Source organism: Methylobacterium sp. CM6257, from assembly GCF_054611515.1.
In genome coordinates, this window is sequence record NZ_CM137735.1 from 5,767,251 (window position 1) to 5,785,621 (window position 18,371).

Here is an 18,371-nt window from a genome sequence, read left to right on the forward strand (position 1 = left end):
TCGTGAAGCCGGAGATCAAAAAATTTGACGGGCGTAATCTTGCGACTCAACTAAAGTAGATGGCGACAACGGCGGCAACGAACCGCGGAGGAGGCGCCGAATGGACGTCCACGAGTATCAGGCCAAGGAGCTGCTCGCGAGCTTCGGCGTGGCCGTCCCGAAAGGCGCCATCGCGTTCAGCCCGGACCAAGCCGTCTATGCCGCAACCGAACTCGGTGGCTCCTTCTGGGCCGTGAAGGCGCAGATCCACGCGGGCGCCCGCGGCAAGGCCGGCGGCATCAAGCTGTGCCGCACCTATAACGAGGTCCGCGACGCTGCGAAGGACCTCCTCGGCAAGCGCCTCGTCACGCATCAGACCGGCCCCGAGGGCAAGCCCGTGCAGCGGGTCTACGTGGAGACTGCCGACCCGTTCGAGCGCGAGCTTTACCTCGGCTACGTGCTGGACCGGAAGGCCGAGCGCGTTCGGGTCATCGCAAGCCAGCGCGGCGGCATGGACATCGAGGAGATCGCCGCCAAGGAGCCGGCCTCCCTCATCCAGGTGGTGGTCGAGCCGGCGGTGGGTCTGCAGCAGTTCCAGGCCCGGGAGATCGCCTTCCAGCTTGGGCTCAACATCAAGCAGGTCTCGGCCGCGGTGAAGACCATCATGAACGCCTACCGGGCGTTCCGCGACTGCGATGGCACGATGCTGGAGATCAACCCGCTGGTCGTCACCAAGGATGACCGGGTGCTGGCGCTCGACGCCAAGATGAGCTTCGACGACAACGCGATGTTCCGCCGGCCGGGCATCGCCGACATGCACGACCCGTCGCAGAGCGATCCCCGCGAGGCCCAGGCCGCCGAGCACAACCTCAGCTACATTGGCCTCGAGGGCGAGATCGGCTGCATCGTCAACGGCGCCGGCCTCGCCATGGCCACCATGGACATGATCAAGCACGCGGGCGGCGAGCCGGCGAACTTCCTCGATGTCGGCGGCGGCGCCTCGCCCGAGCGCGTGGCCACAGCCTTCCGGCTGGTGCTCTCGGATCGCAACGTCAAGGCGATCTTGGTCAACATCTTCGCCGGGATCAACCGCTGCGACTGGGTCGCGGAGGGCGTGGTCAAGGCCGCCCGCGAGGTAAAGATCGACGTGCCGCTCGTGGTGCGGCTCGCCGGAACGAACGTGGAGGCTGGCAAGAAGATCCTGGCTGAGAGCGGCCTCGACCTGATCACCGCCGACACGCTGGCGGAGGCGGCCCGGAAGGCGGTGGATGCCTGCGGCACCGCCAAGACGCATCACTGAGGGGGAGACCGCGCCATGAGCATCCTCATCGACGAGACCACCCCGATCATCGTCCAGGGCATCACGGGCGACAAGGGCACCTTCCACGCCAAGGAGATGCTGGACTACGGCTCGAACGTGGTCGGCGGCGTCACCCCCGGCAAGGGCGGCCGCACCCATCTCGGCCTGCCGGTGTTCAACACCGTCAAGGAGGCCGTCGCAGCCACCGGGGCCACCACCTCGATCACCTTCGTGGCGCCTCCGTTCGCGGCGGACGCCATCATGGAGGCGGCCGATGCCGGCCTGCGGCTCGTCTGCTCGATCACCGACGGCATCCCCGCCCAGGACATGATGCGGGTGAAGCGCTATCTCTACCGCTATCCCAAGGAGCGGCGGACCATGGTGGTCGGCCCGAACTGCGCCGGCATCATCTCGCCCGGCAAGGCGATGCTCGGCATCATGCCCGGCCACATCTACCTCAAGGGCAATGTCGGGGTGATCTCGCGCTCGGGCACGCTCGGCTACGAGGCGGCCTCGCAGCTCAAGGAACTCGGCCTCGGGATCTCGACCTCGGTGGGCATCGGCGGCGACCCGATCAACGGCTCGTCCTTCCTCGATCACCTCGCCCTGTTCGAGACCGATCCGGACACCGATGCGGTGCTGATGATCGGCGAGATCGGCGGCCCGCAGGAGGCCGAGGCCTCGGCCTGGATCCGCGAGAACATGTCGAAGCCGGTGATCGGCTTCGTGGCCGGGCTGACCGCTCCGAAGGGTCGGCGCATGGGCCATGCCGGCGCGATCATCTCGGCGGCCGGCGACAGCGCCGCCGAGAAGGCTGAGATCATGCGCTCCTACGGCCTGACCGTAGCGCCCGATCCCGGGTCCTTCGGGCAGACGGTGGCCGACGTGCTGGCCCGGGCGGCGTAAGCACGGCTGTACCTGCCGCGCGCGACCGCACGCACGCGGAGCCGAGGGATCCCCCTTCGGCTCCGGCCGACAGGTTTCAGGACGCGGCGCGGGTCCCCTCCCCTGGAGGGAGAGGTCTGCTCTCGCAAAGGGCCGGGTGAGGTGTGGGACCTGACCGGAGAAGGCTCGACCTGAACGCGCGACGATGGCGTGTCCTTCTCGGAGAGTTCTCCGCCCTCACCCCGACGTCGAGCCCAGCACAGGGCGATGCGTGTGCCTCCCCGGCTAAGGGGAGGGAGAGCGTCGCACTCGATTGAAAACCATGCGCCACGAGGTGGCCCCATGACCCGTACCCTTCACGCAACGCCCAGCCTCGCGGACGCCACCGCCTTCGCGCCGCCGGTGATCACCGGCACCTCCGCCGAGCAGGCCCTCGACATCCTGTTCCAGGCGCTGCTCGATGTTGCCCGCAGGCACGATCCGGACCTGGAAGCCGTGCTGCACGGAACGGCTGACATCTCGCGCTTCTCGCCGCAGATGCTCGCCCGGGCGCTCCAGGTGCAGGGCATCTGGTTCCAGCTGATCTCCATCGCCGAGCAGAACGCCGCGATGCGCCGCCGCCGCCACGTGGAGCGTACGGAAGGGCGGGCCGCGCTCGGCGGCTCCTTCGCCAAGGTGTTTTCAGATGCCCGCCGGCAAGGCGTGCCCCCTGAAAAAATCCAGGCGCTGCTCAGCGACCTGCGCATCCGCCCGACGCTCACAGCCCACCCCACCGAAGGCAAGCGCGTCACGGTCCTCGAAAAATTCCGGCGGATCTACCTCGTGCTGCGCGAACTGGAGATGCCGCGCTGGACCGACCGCGAGCGCAACGGGCTCATGAACGAGCTGCGCGACCAGATCGAGCTGGTCTGGATGACGGGGGAGTTGCACCTGGAGAAGGCCACCGTCGAGCGGGAGGTCGCCTGGGGGCTGCACTTCTTCGACGAGACCCTGTTCGAGATGCTGCCCGAGACCATGGAGACCCTGGAGGAATCCCTGGCGGAGGCCTATCCGGGCACGGCGTTCAAGGTGCCGCCGTTCTTCCAGTTCGGCTCGTGGATCGGCGGCGACCGGGACGGCAACCCCTACGTCACGGCCGCCGTGACCCGGCAGGCCCTGCTCCGGAACGCCCAGGCCTCGCTCTCCCGTTACCGCGACGGCGTGCGCGAGCTGGGGCGCACCCTCTCGCTGACCGAGCGCTCGCTGCCGCTGCCGGCGGACTTCCGGCAGGAGCTCGACCGGCAGCTCGCCGAGAGCGGCCAGGCCCGGGCCATTACCCGGCGCAACCCGGGCGAACCCTATCGCCAGTACCTCTCCTGCGTCCTGCGCAAGATCGAGGCGACGATCGCCCGCAACGAGGGTGAGCATCCATCCGGCCCGGACTATGCCAGCGCGGACGGCCTGATCGAGGACCTGCGGGTCCTGGAGCGCGGCCTGACAGACGCCAAGTGCGGGGCGCTGGCCCGGGACCTCGTCCGCCCGGTACGGCGCATGGTCGAGATCTTCCGCTTCTCGACGGTCCGGCTGGACCTGCGCGAGAACACCACGCGCACCACCGACACGCTGCAGGCGCTCTGGCGGCAGCGCAACGGCGAGGGCGAGCCCCCCGCCCTCGGGTCGGCGGCCTGGCGCCAGTGGCTCGACGCGGAACTCGCCCGGCCCCGTGATCCGGACCGCTCCTTCGAGAACCTGCCCGACGCCGCCCGCGAGACGCTGGCTACCTTCGCCCTGGTCGCCGAGATGCGCGAGGCCCTCGACCGCGAGGCGTTCGGCGCCTTCGTGCTGTCCATGAGCCACTCGGTCGAGGATGTGCTGGGCGCCTACCTGCTGGCCAAAGAGGCGGGGGTGTTCCTCGACGCGGCCGGCACCGAGATCTGCCCGCTGCCGATCGTGCCCCTGTTCGAGACCATCGACGACCTGCGCGCCGCCCCGGCGATCATGCGGGCGCTGCTCGCCGTGCCGGTGGTGCGCCGCTCCACCCGCTGGCAGGGTGGAGTTCAGGAGGTGATGATCGGGTACTCCGACTCCAACAAGGATGGCGGCTTCATCGCGGCCAACTGGGAGCTGTACAAGGCGCAGAGCAAGCTGACCCGGCTCGGCCAGGAACTCGGCGTGGGCATCGCCTTCTTCCACGGGCGCGGCGGCTCGGTGAGTCGCGGCGGCGTGCCGACCCACCGGGGCATCATGGCCCAGCCGCCGGGCTCGATCCGCGGGCGCTTCCGCACCACCGAGCAGGGCGAGGTGGTCTCGTTCAAATACGCCAACCGCGGCACCGCCGCCTACCAGATGGAGCTGCTGGCGGCCTCCGTGTTCGAGCACGCGCTGGCCGGCGACGGCGAGCGGGCCGGGCCGGGGCACGATGATGCCCTGGAGGCGCTCGCCGGCGCCTCGCGGGCGGCCTACGTGCAGCTCCTCCAGACCGACGGTCTCGTCGACTATTTCCAGGCTGCGAGCCCGCTCGACGAGATCGCGCTCCTGAACATCGGCTCGCGCCCGGCCCGTCGCTTCGGCGCACGCTCGCTCTCGGATCTGCGGGCGATCCCCTGGGTGTTCGCGTGGTCGCAGAACCGGCACGTGATCACCGGCTGGTACGGGGTCGGCTCCGGACTGGCGAGCTTCCTGGACGTGCGCGGCCGGGAGGGCGAGGCGACCCTGCAGCGCCTGTTCCAGGACTCGCGCGTGTTCCGCCTCGTCCTCGACGAGGTCGAGAAGACGCTGATGATGGTGGATCTCGACATCGCCCGCGCCTATGCGGGCCTCGTCCCGGATGCGGGCGTCCGCGACCGGATCTTCTCGATGATCGAGGCCGAGTACGCCCTGACTCGCGAGATGGTCCTGCGCGTGAGCGGCGGCGCGGAGCTGGCCGAGCGCTTCCCCCTGTTCCGGGACCGCCTGAAGGGCCGGCTGCCCACCATCAACCAGGTCAGCCGCGAGCAGGTGGAGCTGCTCGCCCGCTACCGCGCCGAGACCGACGAGGACCGGCGCGAGGCGGTGAAGTCGGCCCTGCTTCTGTCGATCAACTGCATCGCGGTCGGCTTCGGGGCGACCGGGTGAGGAGGCCGCACCCTGCTCTCTCCGCCCAGGCGGGCCGATCCGTAGATGGGGTTCGGCCGCAGGTTCTCAGAATAGGGCGCGAGCCCCTGCCTTGGAGGGAGAGGGAGCCCGTCGCGCCTCGTGCGGGACGACATGGCAACAGAGAGAACCCGCGCCTCGGACTGATGCACGTCCAGCAGACCGAAACGCGCGCCCGCGCCCTGTCAGGGAACCGTGGACGCGCCATTTGCCGCCGATGAACGGGATCGCATCCCGCAACGGCATCAGAACCGCCACCAGGAGAGAGACCCCACGATGAGCTTCACCCTGATCCCGCAGGCCAAGGCCCGCCTGCACCGCTCCGAACTGGCCGTGCCGGGTTCCAACCCGACCTTCATGGAGAAGGCGACCTCCTCGGCCGCCGACGTGATCTTCCTCGACCTCGAGGACGCGGTGGCGCCGGACGACAAGGAGAAGGCCCGCACCAACATCATCCAGGCGCTCAACGACCTGGATTGGGGCAACAAGACCATGATGATCCGCATCAACGGTCTCGACACCCACTACATGTACCGCGACGTGGTCGACATCGTCGAAGCCTGCCCGCGCCTCGACATGATCCTGATCCCCAAGGTCGGCGTGCCGCAGGACGTCTACGCCATCGACGTGCTGGTCACCCAGATCGAGCAGGCCAAGAAGCGCGACAAGGCGATCGGCTTCGAGGTGCTGATCGAGACAGCGCTCGGCATGGCCAATGTCGAGGCGATCGCCCAGTCCTCGAAGCGCCTGGAAGCGATGTCGTTCGGCGTGGCCGACTACGCGGCCTCGACCCGCGCCCGTTCGACGGTGATCGGCGGCGTGAACCCCGACTTCTCGGTGCTAACTGACAAGGACGAGGCCGGCAACCGCCAGACCCACTGGCAGGACCCGTGGCTCTTCGCCCAGAACCGCATGCTGGTGGCCTGCCGCGCCTACGGCCTGCGCCCGATCGACGGCCCCTTCGGCGATTTCTCGGATCCGGACGGCTACATCTCGGCGGCCAAGCGCTGCGCGGCGCTCGGCTTCGAGGGCAAGTGGGCGATCCACCCGAGCCAGATCGAGCTGGCCAACCAGGTCTTCACCCCGTCGGAGGCCGAGGTGACCAAGGCCCGCCGCATCCTCCAGGCCATGGAGGAGGCCGCCAAGGCCGGCCGGGGCGCCGTATCGCTGGACGGCCGCCTTATCGACATCGCCTCGATCCGCATGGCCGAGGCGCTGATCGAGAAGGCCGACGCCATGAAGGCGTGAGCGGCGTCTGCGGCCGCCATTCGTAAGATGAACCCTCGCGCCCGCCCTTGGTGGACGCGACGTGCCCTCCCTCTCCCTATGCGGGCGAGGGAGGGCGCACGCGTTTCGGGATCAGGCCCGGCAGCTCTCGAAGCCGGCCCGGATCGCCGCTTCGTCGAGGTTGCGCCCGATGAACACCACGCGCGAGACCCGCGGCTCGTTCGGCCCCCAGTCGCCCTGTACGTCCCCGTCGAGGATCATGTGCACGCCCTGGAAGACGAAGCGCTTCGGCTCGTTCGGGAAGGCGACGATCCCCTTGCAGCGCAGGATGTCGGGCCCCTGGACCTGGGTCAGGTTCGAGATCCAGGGCATGAACTTTTCCGGATCCACCTCCCCGTCGATCCGGGCCGAGATCGACCGGATGTCGGAATCGTGATGGTGGTGGTGGCCCTCCTCCAGGAAGTCGGGCTCCACATCGAGAATCCGGTCGAGATCGAAGGCGTTGCGCTCCAGCACGGCGTCAAGCGGCACGGCGCAGTTCTGCGTGCGGTGGAGCTTGGCCAGCGGGTTGATGGTGCGGATCTCGGCCTCGACCCGGTTGAGATCGGCCGGCGAGACGAGATCGCTCTTGTTGAGCAGGATCACGTCCGCGAAGGCGATCTGGTTGCGCGCCTCCGGGGCGTCCTTGAGGCGGTCTGACAGCCACTTGGCGTCCGCCACAGTCACCACGGCATCCAGTCGGGCGGCCTCGCCGACGTCCTGATCGACGAAGAAGGTCTGCGCCACGGGCGCCGGATCGGCGAGACCCGTGGTCTCGACGATGATCGCGTCGAACTTGCCCCGGCGCTTCACCAGCCCGTCCATGATCCGGATCAGGTCGCCACGCACGGTGCAGCAGACGCAGCCGTTGTTCATCTCGAACACTTCCTCGTCCGCGCCGACGACGAGATCGTTGTCGATGCCGATCTCGCCGAACTCGTTGACGATCACCGCGTAGCGCTTGCCATGGTTCTCCGTGAGGATCCGGTTGAGGAGCGTGGTCTTGCCCGCGCCGAGATAGCCGGTGAGCACGGTGACCGGGATCTTCCCGGCGGTCGATCCAGCTTGGGCGGAAGCAGGGCTCATGTCGGTCATGTCGGGTTCTTCGATCGGGTCCAAGGGGGTCGGAAGGGGCTGCACACCCATGAGCGTTGTCATATTGTAACAAATCCCGTCAAAGGAAGACGGGATCACACGGTTTCGCGACCGGGGCTCCCGATCGATTGCGCGTGGGACAAGCTTTGCTCTAGGCACAGGAAGCCGCCGGGGCCTACCCGCGCGGTACGCCATAGAAAAGCACCAGCGATCGCATTGATCTGGGCGACGTCCCGGCGCGAATCGTACCCGTATCCGTCAGCCCGGTCTCTTCGCCCGGACTTAGAAGATCATTCCCATGGACGCCCGAAATCCGCTCGAACAGGAGGAGGCCGTCACCGCATCTCCGCGCAGGCGCCGGTGGCGGGGTCCTCTCCTCGTCGTGGCGCTCCTCGCAGCCGCGGGAGCCTTGGCGTTCGCCTTTCCGGACCGTGCCCGTGAGGCCGCCTCCGGGGTCCTGGTCTCGCTGACCAGCCTTTTCGCTTCGGGCAACCCGGAGCCGGCCGTCGATGCGGAGAAGGCCGGGCCGGTGGAGCGGATCTTCCGGCCCACCAAGGAGCAGCGCGCGGCTTTCGAGATCCTGCCGGTGGCCACGCAGGTGTTCCGTCCGGAAGGGGCCGCCGAGGGACGCATCGCCCTCAACGAGGACGACAACGTGCCGGTGGTCTCGCCCTATGCGGGCCGGGTGACGAAGGTGCTGGTCCGCGCGGGCGACGACGTGAAGGCCGGCGACGTGCTTCTGACCCTTGAGGCCACCGACATGGTCCAGGCGCAGAACGATTATCAGGCGGCCCTGAACAATCTCCAGAAGCAGCAGGCGCTGCTGAAGCTCGACCAGACCATCGCGCAGCGCCAGCAGGAGTTGTTCCAGGCCCACGCCACGGCCCTCAAGGACTACCAGTCGGCGCAGAACGACGTGATCGCCGCCCAGAGCGACCTGAAGACCGCCGAGGCCGCCCTGGACGCGGTGAAGAACCGCCTGCGGCTGCTGGGCAAGACAGACGCCGAGATCGCCGCCTACGAGAAGAAGGGCACGCTGAGCCCGGAGACCCAGATCCGGGCGCCGATCGCCGGCACGATCGTCCAGCGGAAAGTGGGCATCGGGCAGTACCTCTCCGCCTCCAGCGACCCGGTCTTCGTGATCGGCGATCTATCGACGGTCTGGCTCATCGCCAATGTCCGCGAGAGCGAGATCCCGAAGATCCGCATCGGCCAGGAGGTCGAAGCCAAGGTGGCGGGCTTCGGTGCGCGGGTGTTCAAGGCCCGGGTGAACTACATGGCCTCCAGCCTCGACCCGGCCACGCGCCGGCTCGCCGTACGCAGCGAGGTCGACAACCCCGACCGGGTCCTGCGCCCGGAGATGTTTGCCACCTACACGATCATCACCGGCAAGGGCGAGCCGAGCCCGAGCGTGCCGGTGGCCGCCATCGTGTACGAGGGCGACCGCACGCATGTCTGGGTGGCCCGGCCGGACGGCGCCGTGGAGGCGCGGGATATCAAGCTCGGCGTGATCAACGGCGACAACGCCCAAGTCGTCCAGGGCCTGCGGCCGGGTGAAGAGGTCGTGACCCGCGGAGCCCTTTTCATCGACCGGGCAGCCACAGGCGACAAGGCGTCCTGAGCGAGGATCCGGTCCGATGAACAGCCTGATCGCCTTCTCGCTCCGCCAGCGCGTGCTGGTGGTGCTGCTGTTCGTGGTGATGCTGGGCATCGGCTACGGCGCCTACACCCAGCTCAACATCGAGGCCTATCCCGACCCGGTGCCGCCGCTGGTCGATGTGATCACCCAGAATCCGGGCCAGTCCGCCGACGAGATCGAGCGCTACATCACGATCCCCCTGGAAGTGGCGCTGGCCGGCATCCCCAACGCCCAGGTGGTGCGCACGATCTCGCTGTTCGGCCTCTCCGACGTGAAGGTCCAGTTCAACTACGAGTACACGTACGAGGAGGCGCTGCAGCGGGTGCTCAACCGGCTCTCGCAGGCTCCGCCGCTCCCGAACGGCGCCACGCCGCAGATCTCGCCGACGAGCCCGGTGGGCGAGATCATGCGCTACAAGCTCGTCGGGCCCGCGGGCTACTCGCCCATGGACATGAAGACCCTGCAGGACTGGGTGCTGCAGCGCCGGTTCAAGGCGATACCGGGGGTCGTCGACGTCACGGCCTTCGGCGGTAAGGCCAAGGAGTACGAGGTCGCGGTCGATCTCAACCGCCTCCAGGCGCAGGGGCTGACCCTGGTCCAGCTCACCACGGCCCTGAACAATGCCTCGATCAACGTCGGCGGGCAGACGCTGAACGTCGGCCAGCAATCGGCGGTGGTGCGCGGCATCGGCCTGATCCGCGACATGGACGACATCAAGGACACGATGATCAGCCTCGTCAACGGCACGCCGGTGCTGGTGCGGGACGTGGCGGAGGTGCGGGTCTCGAACGCGCCGCGGCTCGGCATCGTCGGCCACGACGACCAGCCGGACGTCGTCGAGGGCATCGTGCTGATGACCCGCGGCGGCAAGAGCCTGCCGACGCTGGAGCGGGTCGAGGCCGAGATCGACAAGATCAACAGCTCCACGATCCTGCCGCCCGACGTGAAGATCGAGCGGATCTACGACCGCTCGGGCCTGATCCACACCACCACCCACACGGTGATGCACAACCTCGTCTTCGGCGTGGTGCTGGTCTTCGTGGTGCAGTGGCTGTTCCTGGGCTCGCTCACCAGCGCGATCATCGTGGCGGCCACGATCCCGTTCGCGCTGGGCTTCGCGATCCTGATCCTGGTGGTGCGCGGCGACTCGGCCAACCTGCTGTCGCTCGGGGCCATCGATTTCGGCCTGATCGTCGACGCCACCGTGATCATGGTGGAGAACGTCTTCCGCCACATCGCCGAGCCCGACCACGTGACGGGCGAGGCTCCGCCCGCCGGCTTGACGGGCCGGCTGGGCACAATCGCGATCGCCGGGCGCGAGGTGAACCGGGCGATCTTCTTCTCGGCCACGATCATCATCGTCGGCTTCCTGCCGCTGTTCACGATGACCGGCGTCGAGGGTCACATCTTCGGGCCGATGGCCAAGACCTACGCGTACGCGCTGCTCGGCGGCCTGCTCGCCACCTTCACGGTCTCACCCGCGCTCTCGGCGCTGATCCTTCCCAAGAAGCTGGAGGAGCGCGACACGCTCATCGTGCGCGTGCTGCGCATCGGGCACGAGCGCATCCTGGCCTTCGGCCTGCGCAACCGCATCCTGTCGCTCGCCGTGATGCTGGCGATCCTCCTCGTCTCGGGGCTCGTGGCGCGCAATCTCGGCCTGGAGTTCCTGCCCCGGCTCGAAGAGGGCAATCTCTACGTGCGCGGCACCATGCCGTCCTCGATCTCGCTGGAGGCCGGCAACGCCTACGTCCAGCGCCTACGGAAGATCTTCCAGGAGGTCCCGGAGGTCACCACGGTCCTGTCGCACCAAGGCCGCCCCAATGACGGCACCGACGCCACCGGCTTCTTCAACGTCGAGATCCTGGCGCCCCTGAAGCCTATCGACCAATGGCGGAAGGGGCTCGACAAGGAGACGCTCATCCAGAACCTCAGCAAGAAGCTGGAAGCGGAATTTCCAGGTATCGAGTTCAACTTCTCGCAGTATATCGAGGACAACGTCCAGGAAGCGGCCTCGGGCGTGAAGGGCGAGAACTCGGTCAAGATCTACGGCAACGATCTTGTTCAGCTCACCAAGACCGCCAACGCGGTCAAGGCGACCCTGGCCACAGTCCCCGGCGTCACCGACCTGTCGGTCTTCGAATCCCTCGGCCAGCCCACGGTGCGGATCGACGTCGACCGCCACAAGGCCGCCCGCTACGGCCTGTCCATCGGCGACGTGAACACCACGATCCAGGCGGCGATCGGCGGCCAGACCGCGGGTGACCTCTATGAATACGGCTCCGACCGCCACTTCCCCATGCGTGTGCGGCTCGCCAAAGAGTTCCGCTCGTCGCTGGCCGGCATCCGCAACATCGCGGTGGGCGCCCAGAACCCGAATGGCGGCGTGATCCAGGTGCCGCTCTCCGAGATCGCCGACGTAGACCTCGTCTCGGGTGCCTCGTTCATCTATCGCGAGGACCAGCAGCGCTACATCCCGGTGAAGTTCTCGGTGCGGGGCCGCGATCTCGGCAGCGCGGTCATCGAGGCGCAGCGCAAGGTCGCCGAGGCGGTGGACCTGCCGCCGGGCTACCGCCTGGAATGGGTCGGGCAGTTCACGAACCTCAAGGAGGCGGCGGCCCGGCTCAGCCTCGTGGTGCCGGTCACCCTGCTGCTGATCGCGCTGCTGCTGTACATCAACTTCTCGTCGGTGGCCGACATGCTGCTGACGCTCTCGGTGATCCCGATGGCGATGATCGGCGGCATCTTCGCCCTGGCGCTGACCGGCACGCCGTTTTCGATCTCGGCGGCGATCGGCTTCATCGCGCTGTTCGGCATCTCCACCATGGAGGGCGTGATCCTGCTCGCCTACTACAACCAGCTCCTCGACGAGGGCTGGCGGCGTCAGGACGCGGTCTGGCAGGCCGCGGTGGTGCGCATGCGCCCCGTGATGATGACCTGCGTGGCCGCCTGCGTCGGCCTTCTGCCGGCGGCGGTCTCAACCGGCATCGGCTCGCAGGTGCAGAAGCCGCTGGCGCTCGTGGTGGTCGGCGGCATCATCCTGGCGCCGAACCTGATCCTGGTGGTCGTGCCGGTTCTGATCTCCCTGTTCTCCCGGAGAAAGCCCAATCCGGAGGCGCGGCGGGGACGGGCCGAGGCTCGGGCCGCCGCGTGAGCCGCTTCGCGAGCACGGGAGCCGATAGGCCGCACGTTGCAGGGGCGCCACAACGCCAACCCCGCGCGCGCGATCCGGGGACGGCCGCATTGACTTGGAAGCGCGCCGCGCGGCTCTACCAGGGTGAGGTTTTCGGGGGCGGGATGGTGAGCTTGGCGCCGAGCAGGTGCGGACGGGTGGCCGCATGGTTGGCGGCCTCCCTGTCCCTGTCGGCCTGCGCGGTCGGCCCGAATTTCGCACCCCCCGAGGATCCGCCGGTCAGCCGCTACACCAAGGAGCCGCTGAAGAACCCCTCGGCGGCCGACAACATCCGCACCCGGCAGGGCGGCTCGGCCGACCAGAGCTTCGTCTCCGGCGCCGACATCCCGGGCCAGTGGTGGACCCTGTTCCACTCGAAGGCGCTGAACCGCCTGGTCGAGCAGGCACTGGCCAACAACCCGAACCTCGAGGCCGCCCAGGCCTCGCTCCGGGTCGCGCAGCAGAATGTGCTTGCCCAGAAGGGCACGCTCTACCCGACCCTGACCGCGACTCCGCAGGTCCAGGGCGCCCTGGCGCCCGGCCTCGACCTGCAATCGCCGCTGCAGAACCAGAACCAGTACCTCTACAGTCTCGTCACGCCGCAGGCGGTGGTCGCCTACAATTCGGACGTGTTCGGTGGGAACCGCCGGCAGATCGAATCCCTGGAGGCCACCACCGAGAACCAGCGTTTCCAGCTGGAGGCGGCCTATCTCAGCCTGACCGCCAACGTCGTCGCCGCCGCTATCCAGGAGGCCTCTCTCCGGGCGCAGATCGACGCGACCCGCAAGGTGATCCAGGCGCAGACCGAGGTCCTGCAACTCTACAACAAGCAGCTCTCCCTGGGACAGATCGCCGGGGCCGACGTGGTGCAGCAGCAGGCGGCGCTCGCCCTGTCGCAGCAGCTGCTGCCGCCGCTGGAGAAACAGCTCGCGCTGCAGCGCAACCTGCTCACCGCCCTCGCCGGCCGGCTGCCCTCCGATGAGATCCCCGAAACCTTCGATCTCGCCGCCCTGCGGCTGCCGACCAAGCTCCCGGTGAGCCTGCCGTCGCGGCTCGTTCAGCAGCGGCCCGACGTGAAGGCGGCCGAGGCCCTGGTGCAGCAGGCGAGCGCCAATGTCGGCGTCGCGGTGGCCAACCGCCTGCCGCAGTTCAGCCTGACGGCCACGGGCGGCTCCAGCGCCACGCGGATCGCGCAGGTGACCAATCCGGGGGCGGCGTTCTTCACGATCATCGGGCAGGCGACGGCGCCGATCTTCGACGCTGGTACCCTGTTCCGGCGTCAGCGCGCCGCCGAGGAATCGCTGACCCAGGCGCAGGCACAGTACAAGGCGATCGTGATCACCGCCTTCCAGAACGTCGCCGACGCCCTGCGGGCGCTCCAGGCGGACGCGAAGGCCGTGGCCGCCGCGGATGCCGCAGTGAGTGCCACCAACCAGAGCCTCGCGCTGATCCGCAAGCAGTACACGGCAGGCGCGATCACCTCCTCGCAGGTGCTGATCGCCCAGCAGGGCTACCTCTCGGCCCTGGTCACCTCGGCGGGCGCGCGCGCAACTCAGTACGCCGACACCGCGGCGCTGTTCGTGGCGCTCGGCGGCGGCTGGTGGAACCGCGCCGATGTGGCTCCGCCCCCGCCCGAGAAGGACCCGCTGAAGTTCCTGTGACGCGGATCCGACCGCGTCACGCATACATCGCGATGGCGTCCTGCAGCATCTGGTCGGTGGTGCTCATGACCTTGGTGTTGGCCGTGTAGGCCTGCTGCGTCTCGATCATCTTCGAGAACTGGTCCGCGATTCCGGCATTCGACTGCTCCAGCGAGCCGGCGGCGATGGTCGCGCCGTTGAGGCCGTAGGTCGGCGTGCCGGACTGGCCGTTGGCCACGTAGGTGCCACCGTCGAGGGAGGACAGGTTGTCCTGCAGGCCGAACTGCGCAAGCGTCAGCGAGCCGAGCGCCACGGGGTTGCCGTCCGCGCCGGTGCCGGTGAGCGTCCCTGCGGGCGAGACGATGAGGCTCGACAGCGTGTTCGCGCCGGTCGGGACCTGCACCGGCGCGCCCGCCGAGGGGCCGGCGAAGAGGTAGTAGCCCGCGCCGTTGACCAGATAGCCGTTGGCGTCCGGCGCGAAATCGCCGCGCCGTGTGTAGCCGGTCTCACCGGTGAAGCTGGGGCTCTGGTCCGTCCCGGAATTCTCCCGGACGATGAAATAGCCGTTGCCCGAGATGGCGAGGTTGGTCGACACGCCGGTGGACTGCACCGTGCCCTGGATGCCAAGGGTGTTGCGGGTGTTCGACGCCACGCCCCCGGCGGGCTGCGTGCCACCCTCGGTCTGGGCGAGCATGTCGGCGAAGTGTGTCTCCGTGGTCTTGAACCCCGCCGTCTGGGTGTTGGCGATGTTCCCGGAGATGTTGTTGAGAGCCAGCGACTGCGCCGAGGCGCCGGATATCGAGTTCGAGAGCGCAGCGAAAAGGCCCATCGGGGTCTCCGTCCGCGAGACCGGCACAGGAGGCGATCCCACGAGCGTCCATAAGCGCCCGCTATGGTTAACCGCCGGTGTGTGGCGCCGTGTTGCTGGCGACGCCCGCGTGTGAGCCGGCGTCGGTCGAACCGGCCCGCCTCGTCGAGCGGACGCAATGTTTCAGGATCACGCGCCGATCACGCTCAGCACGATCTCACGCCGATGCGGCCGGTCGCGGTGCTCGATCAGGTACACGCCTTGCCACGTGCCGAGCGCGAGCCGGCCGTCGAGCAGCGGGATGCTCAAGGCGGAATCGGTGACCATCGTGCGGATATGGGCGGGCATGTCGTCCGGCCCCTCGGCGCCGTGCACATAGCCGGCATTACGCGGAGCGAAGCCGTCCAGCGCGGCCATCAGGTCGGTCTGCACGTCCGGATCGGCGTTCTCCTGGATGGTGAGCGACGCCGAGGTGTGACGGCAGAACACCGTGACGAGCCCGTCCCGGACGCCGCTGCCGCGCACGAACGCCGCCACCGCGCCGGTGAAATCGGTGAACCCCTGCCCCGCCGTCGTGATGGTCAAGCGCCCGCTCGCATGGCGCTGCACGGCGCCGGAGGCGAGTTGCTCCACCGGCCCGATCTTGCCCTGAGTCATGCGCTCTTCTCCAACAGCGTCGCGCCCGGCGCGATCTCGCGCTCGCCGCGGGCGAGGATGCGTTCCAGCACGTCGATCCGGTCGGCCTCCGCGGTGGGCTTGTCCCAGCGGATGCGGCTGACCCGGGGGAAGCGCATCGCCACACCCGACTTGTGCCGGGTCGAGCGCTGCACGCCCTCGAAGGCGATCTCCAGGACGAGCCCCGCGTCGCGCCCGTGGGCGACCTCGCGCACCGGTCCGAAGCGCTTGGTGGTGTTGTTGCGGACGTAGCGGTCGAGCTTGGCGAGCTCGGCATCGGTGAAGCCGTGATAGGCCTTGCCCACCGGCACCAACTCGTCCCCGCCCTCGGGGGCCTCCCGCCAGACACCGAACGTGTAGTCCGAGTAGAAGGACGAGCGTTTCCCGTGGCCGCGCTGGGCGTACATCATCACGGCGTCGACGATGTGGGGCTCGCGCTTCCACTTCCACCACGGTCCCTTGGGCCGACCGGGCTGATAGGGGCTGTTCAGACGCTTGAGCATGACGCCCTCGATGGCATCGGCATCCTCGCCGGCCCCGATGGAAGCGGGGTCCGCCCGGGCGGCGGCGAGCGTCTCCCAATCGCAGAAAGGCACCAGCGGCGAGATGTCGATTCGCGCGTGGTCGAGGCGCGTGACGAGGGCCTCGAGCTTCTCCCGGCGCGCTGAGAAGGGCTCGGCCCGCAGATCCTCGCCGTCGAGGGTGAGGAGATCGTAGGCCCGCACATGGGCGGGGAACTCCTCCAATAGCTTCCCCGTCACCGCCTTCCGGTTCAGGCGCTGCTGGAGAACATTGAAGCTCTGCACCCGGCGCTCGCGCAGGATCAGCAACTCGCCGTCGAGGGCGCCGGTGAAGGTGATCGCCTCGGCGAGGTCCGGGAACGCGCCGGTGATATCCTCCCCGGTGCGAGAATAGATCTTCCCGACCTGATGGCCGGCCCGGTCCCGGCCGCCGACAAGCTGCACGCGGATCCCGTCCCACTTCCACTCGGCCGAGAACGCCTCGGGCTCCAGCTTCTCGAGATCCGCCTCCTCCTCGATCGGGTGCGACAGCATCGGCGGCCGGAACGGGGCCGGGTTCAGCGTCTCGGGTCGCTCGCCGCGCCCCTCGACCCAGGCGAACAGGGTCTCGAACGGGGGCGCGAGCCCGTGCCAGACCTCCTCCACGGCGTCGGCTTCATGGCCGCCCAGCGCGCCCACCGCGGTCTTGGCGAGCCGCGCCGAGACGCCAACGCGGAGATTGCCGGTGACCAGCTTCAGCAGCGCCCAGCGTCCGGTCTCGTCGAGGGCATCGAGCCAGTCTGCGAGATGGCGGGGCAGCTCCCGTTTCGGGATGGTCGCCAGCGTCTCGACGACCTCCGCCAGGGTCGGGACATGCGGCGGCGGGTTGTTGTGGCCGGGGCCCGGCTCGCGCGGCGTCTCTGCCGGGCCCGGCCAGATCAGCGCGGTGGTCTCGGCTAGGTCCCCGACGTAGTTGTGCGAGAGCCGGAACAGGACCGGGTCGATCCGCTCCTCCACCAGCCCCCGGATTAGGGCCGGCTTGGCCTCGCGGAAGCTCAGCGTGCCGGTCATGGCGCCGAGCGCGTAGCCGCGCTCGGGATTGGGAGTGCGCGCGAAGAAATCCTGGAGCAGGCGCAGCTTGGCGTTGCGGCGCGGCTCGTAGGCGAGGCGGTCGAGGAGGTGGGCGAAATCGTTCACGCGGCCGCCTCCGCCTCGATGCCGGGCTCGGCCTCGCCGTCGTCGCCGTAACCGAGCAGGTGCAGCGGCTTTGCCCGGATGCCCTGCGTCCCGCACCAATGGACCAGCGCGTCCTCCTGCCCGTGCGTGACCCAGACCTCCCCGGCCCCGGTGTCGCGGATGGTGCGGCACAGGTCCGGCCAGTCGGAATGGTCGGAGATCACGAGGGGCAGTTCGACGCCCTTCTGGCGGGCGCGAGCGCGCACCCGCATCCAGCCCGAGGCGAAACAGGTCACCGGGTCGGGGAACTTGCGTGACCACAGGTCCTGGATCGAGGAGGGCGGGCAGATCACGATCGCCCCGTGCAGATCCTTGCGCTCGGCCGCGACCACCTTCGGCGTGTCGCCGAGCGGCACGCCTTCTTCCTTGTACAGGGTGGTCAGCTTCTCCATGGCCCCGTGCAGGTGGATCGGCCGCTCCCAGCCTTCCTCGCGCAGCAGCGCCATGACCCGCTGCGCCTTGCCGAGCGCGTAGGCGCCGACGATGTGGGCGCGCTCCGGGAACAGACTCACCGAATCGAGGAGCTTGCGGACCTCGCCCCGCGTGTCGGGATGGGTGAAGACCGGCAGGCCGAAGGTCGCCTCGGTGATGAACACGTCGCAGGGCACGACCTCGAAGGGCAGGCAGGTCGGGTCCGGCGCGCGCTTGTAGTCGCCCGAGACCACGACCCGGACCCCGTCCCGCTCGATGGCGATCTGCGCCGAGCCGAGGACATGGCCGGCCGGGGCGAAGCGCACGGTGACGTCGCCGACGCGGAGCGCCGCGCCGAGTTGCGCCTCCTGCCGCTGGCGGCAGACATCCCCACCGTAGCGCACCGCCATGATGCGCAGGGTCTCGGGCGTCGCCAGCACCTGGCCGTGGCCCGCGCGGGCGTGGTCGGCGTGCCCGTGGGTGATCAGCGCGCGCTCCACCGGCCAGGTCGGATCGACGTGGAAGCGCCCGAGGGGGCAGTAGAGACCCTCGCGGGTCAGGGTGAGGAGATCGCTGGCGCGTATCGGCATCGGGCCCGTGTTGCCGGTGGAGTCCGCCGGTGGCCCCGGTATATAGGCGCCCCCGACCCGGCAGACG

The 18,371-nt window shown here is 68.8% G+C and carries 12 protein-coding genes; 7 read left to right on the top strand and 5 right to left on the bottom strand.

The window, feature by feature from the left end:
* The first annotated feature begins 100 nt into the window (after positions 1-100).
* The 4 genes from ACYCO6_RS28095 to ACYCO6_RS28110 all read left to right on the top strand — a co-directional run bounded on the left by ACYCO6_RS28095 (position 101) and on the right by ACYCO6_RS28110 (position 6,523).
* Entirely contained in the window at positions 101-1,279 is a 1,179-nt protein-coding gene (locus ACYCO6_RS28095; protein WP_459765461.1) for a malate--CoA ligase subunit beta, read from the top strand.
* 15 nt (positions 1,280-1,294) lie between these two features.
* Positions 1,295-2,185 carry a succinate--CoA ligase subunit alpha gene (gene sucD / locus ACYCO6_RS28100; protein ID WP_459765463.1) on the top strand — a complete coding sequence of 297 codons (891 nt, stop codon included), beginning with the start codon at positions 1,295-1,297 and terminating at the stop codon, positions 2,183-2,185.
* Positions 2,186-2,506: 321 nt separating this feature from the next.
* Positions 2,507-5,257, top strand: coding sequence for a phosphoenolpyruvate carboxylase (locus ACYCO6_RS28105; protein ID WP_459765465.1), 2,751 nt, complete (start codon positions 2,507-2,509; stop codon positions 5,255-5,257).
* Between the two features lie 294 nt (positions 5,258-5,551).
* Positions 5,552-6,523, top strand: coding sequence for an HpcH/HpaI aldolase/citrate lyase family protein (locus ACYCO6_RS28110; protein WP_459765467.1), 972 nt, complete (start codon positions 5,552-5,554; stop codon positions 6,521-6,523).
* A 111-nt stretch (positions 6,524-6,634) separates the two neighbouring features.
* Here ACYCO6_RS28110 and ACYCO6_RS28115 read toward each other — a convergent pair whose 3' ends face one another.
* Positions 6,635-7,636 carry a CobW family GTP-binding protein gene (locus ACYCO6_RS28115; RefSeq protein WP_459765469.1) on the bottom strand — a complete coding sequence of 334 codons (1,002 nt, stop codon included), beginning with the start codon at positions 7,634-7,636 and terminating at the stop codon, positions 6,635-6,637.
* A 298-nt stretch (positions 7,637-7,934) separates the two neighbouring features.
* Here ACYCO6_RS28115 and ACYCO6_RS28120 point away from each other — a divergent pair, with 298 nt between their 5' ends.
* The 3 genes from ACYCO6_RS28120 to ACYCO6_RS28130 all read left to right on the top strand — a co-directional run bounded on the left by ACYCO6_RS28120 (position 7,935) and on the right by ACYCO6_RS28130 (position 14,105).
* Positions 7,935-9,257, top strand: coding sequence for an efflux RND transporter periplasmic adaptor subunit (locus ACYCO6_RS28120; protein WP_459765471.1), 1,323 nt, complete (start codon positions 7,935-7,937; stop codon positions 9,255-9,257).
* A gap of 16 nt (positions 9,258-9,273) precedes the next feature.
* On the top strand, positions 9,274-12,426 hold the full coding sequence (locus ACYCO6_RS28125; RefSeq protein WP_459765473.1) for an efflux RND transporter permease subunit: 3,153 nt from the start codon (positions 9,274-9,276) through the stop codon (positions 12,424-12,426).
* A 143-nt stretch (positions 12,427-12,569) separates the two neighbouring features.
* The gene (locus tag ACYCO6_RS28130; RefSeq protein ID WP_459773766.1) at positions 12,570-14,105 is read left to right on the top strand and encodes an efflux transporter outer membrane subunit; all 1,536 of its coding nucleotides are present in this window, start codon (positions 12,570-12,572) and stop codon (positions 14,103-14,105) included.
* A 16-nt stretch (positions 14,106-14,121) separates the two neighbouring features.
* Here ACYCO6_RS28130 and ACYCO6_RS28135 read toward each other — a convergent pair whose 3' ends face one another.
* The 4 genes from ACYCO6_RS28135 to ACYCO6_RS28150 all read right to left on the bottom strand — a co-directional run bounded on the left by ACYCO6_RS28135 (position 14,122) and on the right by ACYCO6_RS28150 (position 18,304).
* The gene (locus ACYCO6_RS28135; RefSeq protein WP_459765475.1) at positions 14,122-14,913 is read right to left on the bottom strand and encodes a flagellar hook basal-body protein; all 792 of its coding nucleotides are present in this window, start codon (positions 14,911-14,913) and stop codon (positions 14,122-14,124) included.
* 168 nt (positions 14,914-15,081) lie between these two features.
* Complete coding sequence (locus ACYCO6_RS28140; protein ID WP_459765477.1) at positions 15,082-15,549, bottom strand: secondary thiamine-phosphate synthase enzyme YjbQ; 468 nt, start codon at positions 15,547-15,549, stop codon at positions 15,082-15,084.
* Positions 15,546-17,264 (bottom strand): cisplatin damage response ATP-dependent DNA ligase, encoded by a 1,719-nt coding sequence (locus ACYCO6_RS28145; RefSeq protein WP_459765479.1) that lies wholly within the window; start codon positions 17,262-17,264, stop codon positions 15,546-15,548. The genes ACYCO6_RS28140 and ACYCO6_RS28145 overlap by 4 nt, the downstream gene beginning before the upstream one ends.
* Entirely contained in the window at positions 17,261-18,304 is a 1,044-nt protein-coding gene (locus ACYCO6_RS28150) for a ligase-associated DNA damage response exonuclease (RefSeq protein ID WP_459765481.1), read from the bottom strand. Before ACYCO6_RS28150 ends, ACYCO6_RS28145 begins: the two co-directional genes overlap by 4 nt.
* Between the last annotated feature and the right edge of the window lie 67 nt (positions 18,305-18,371).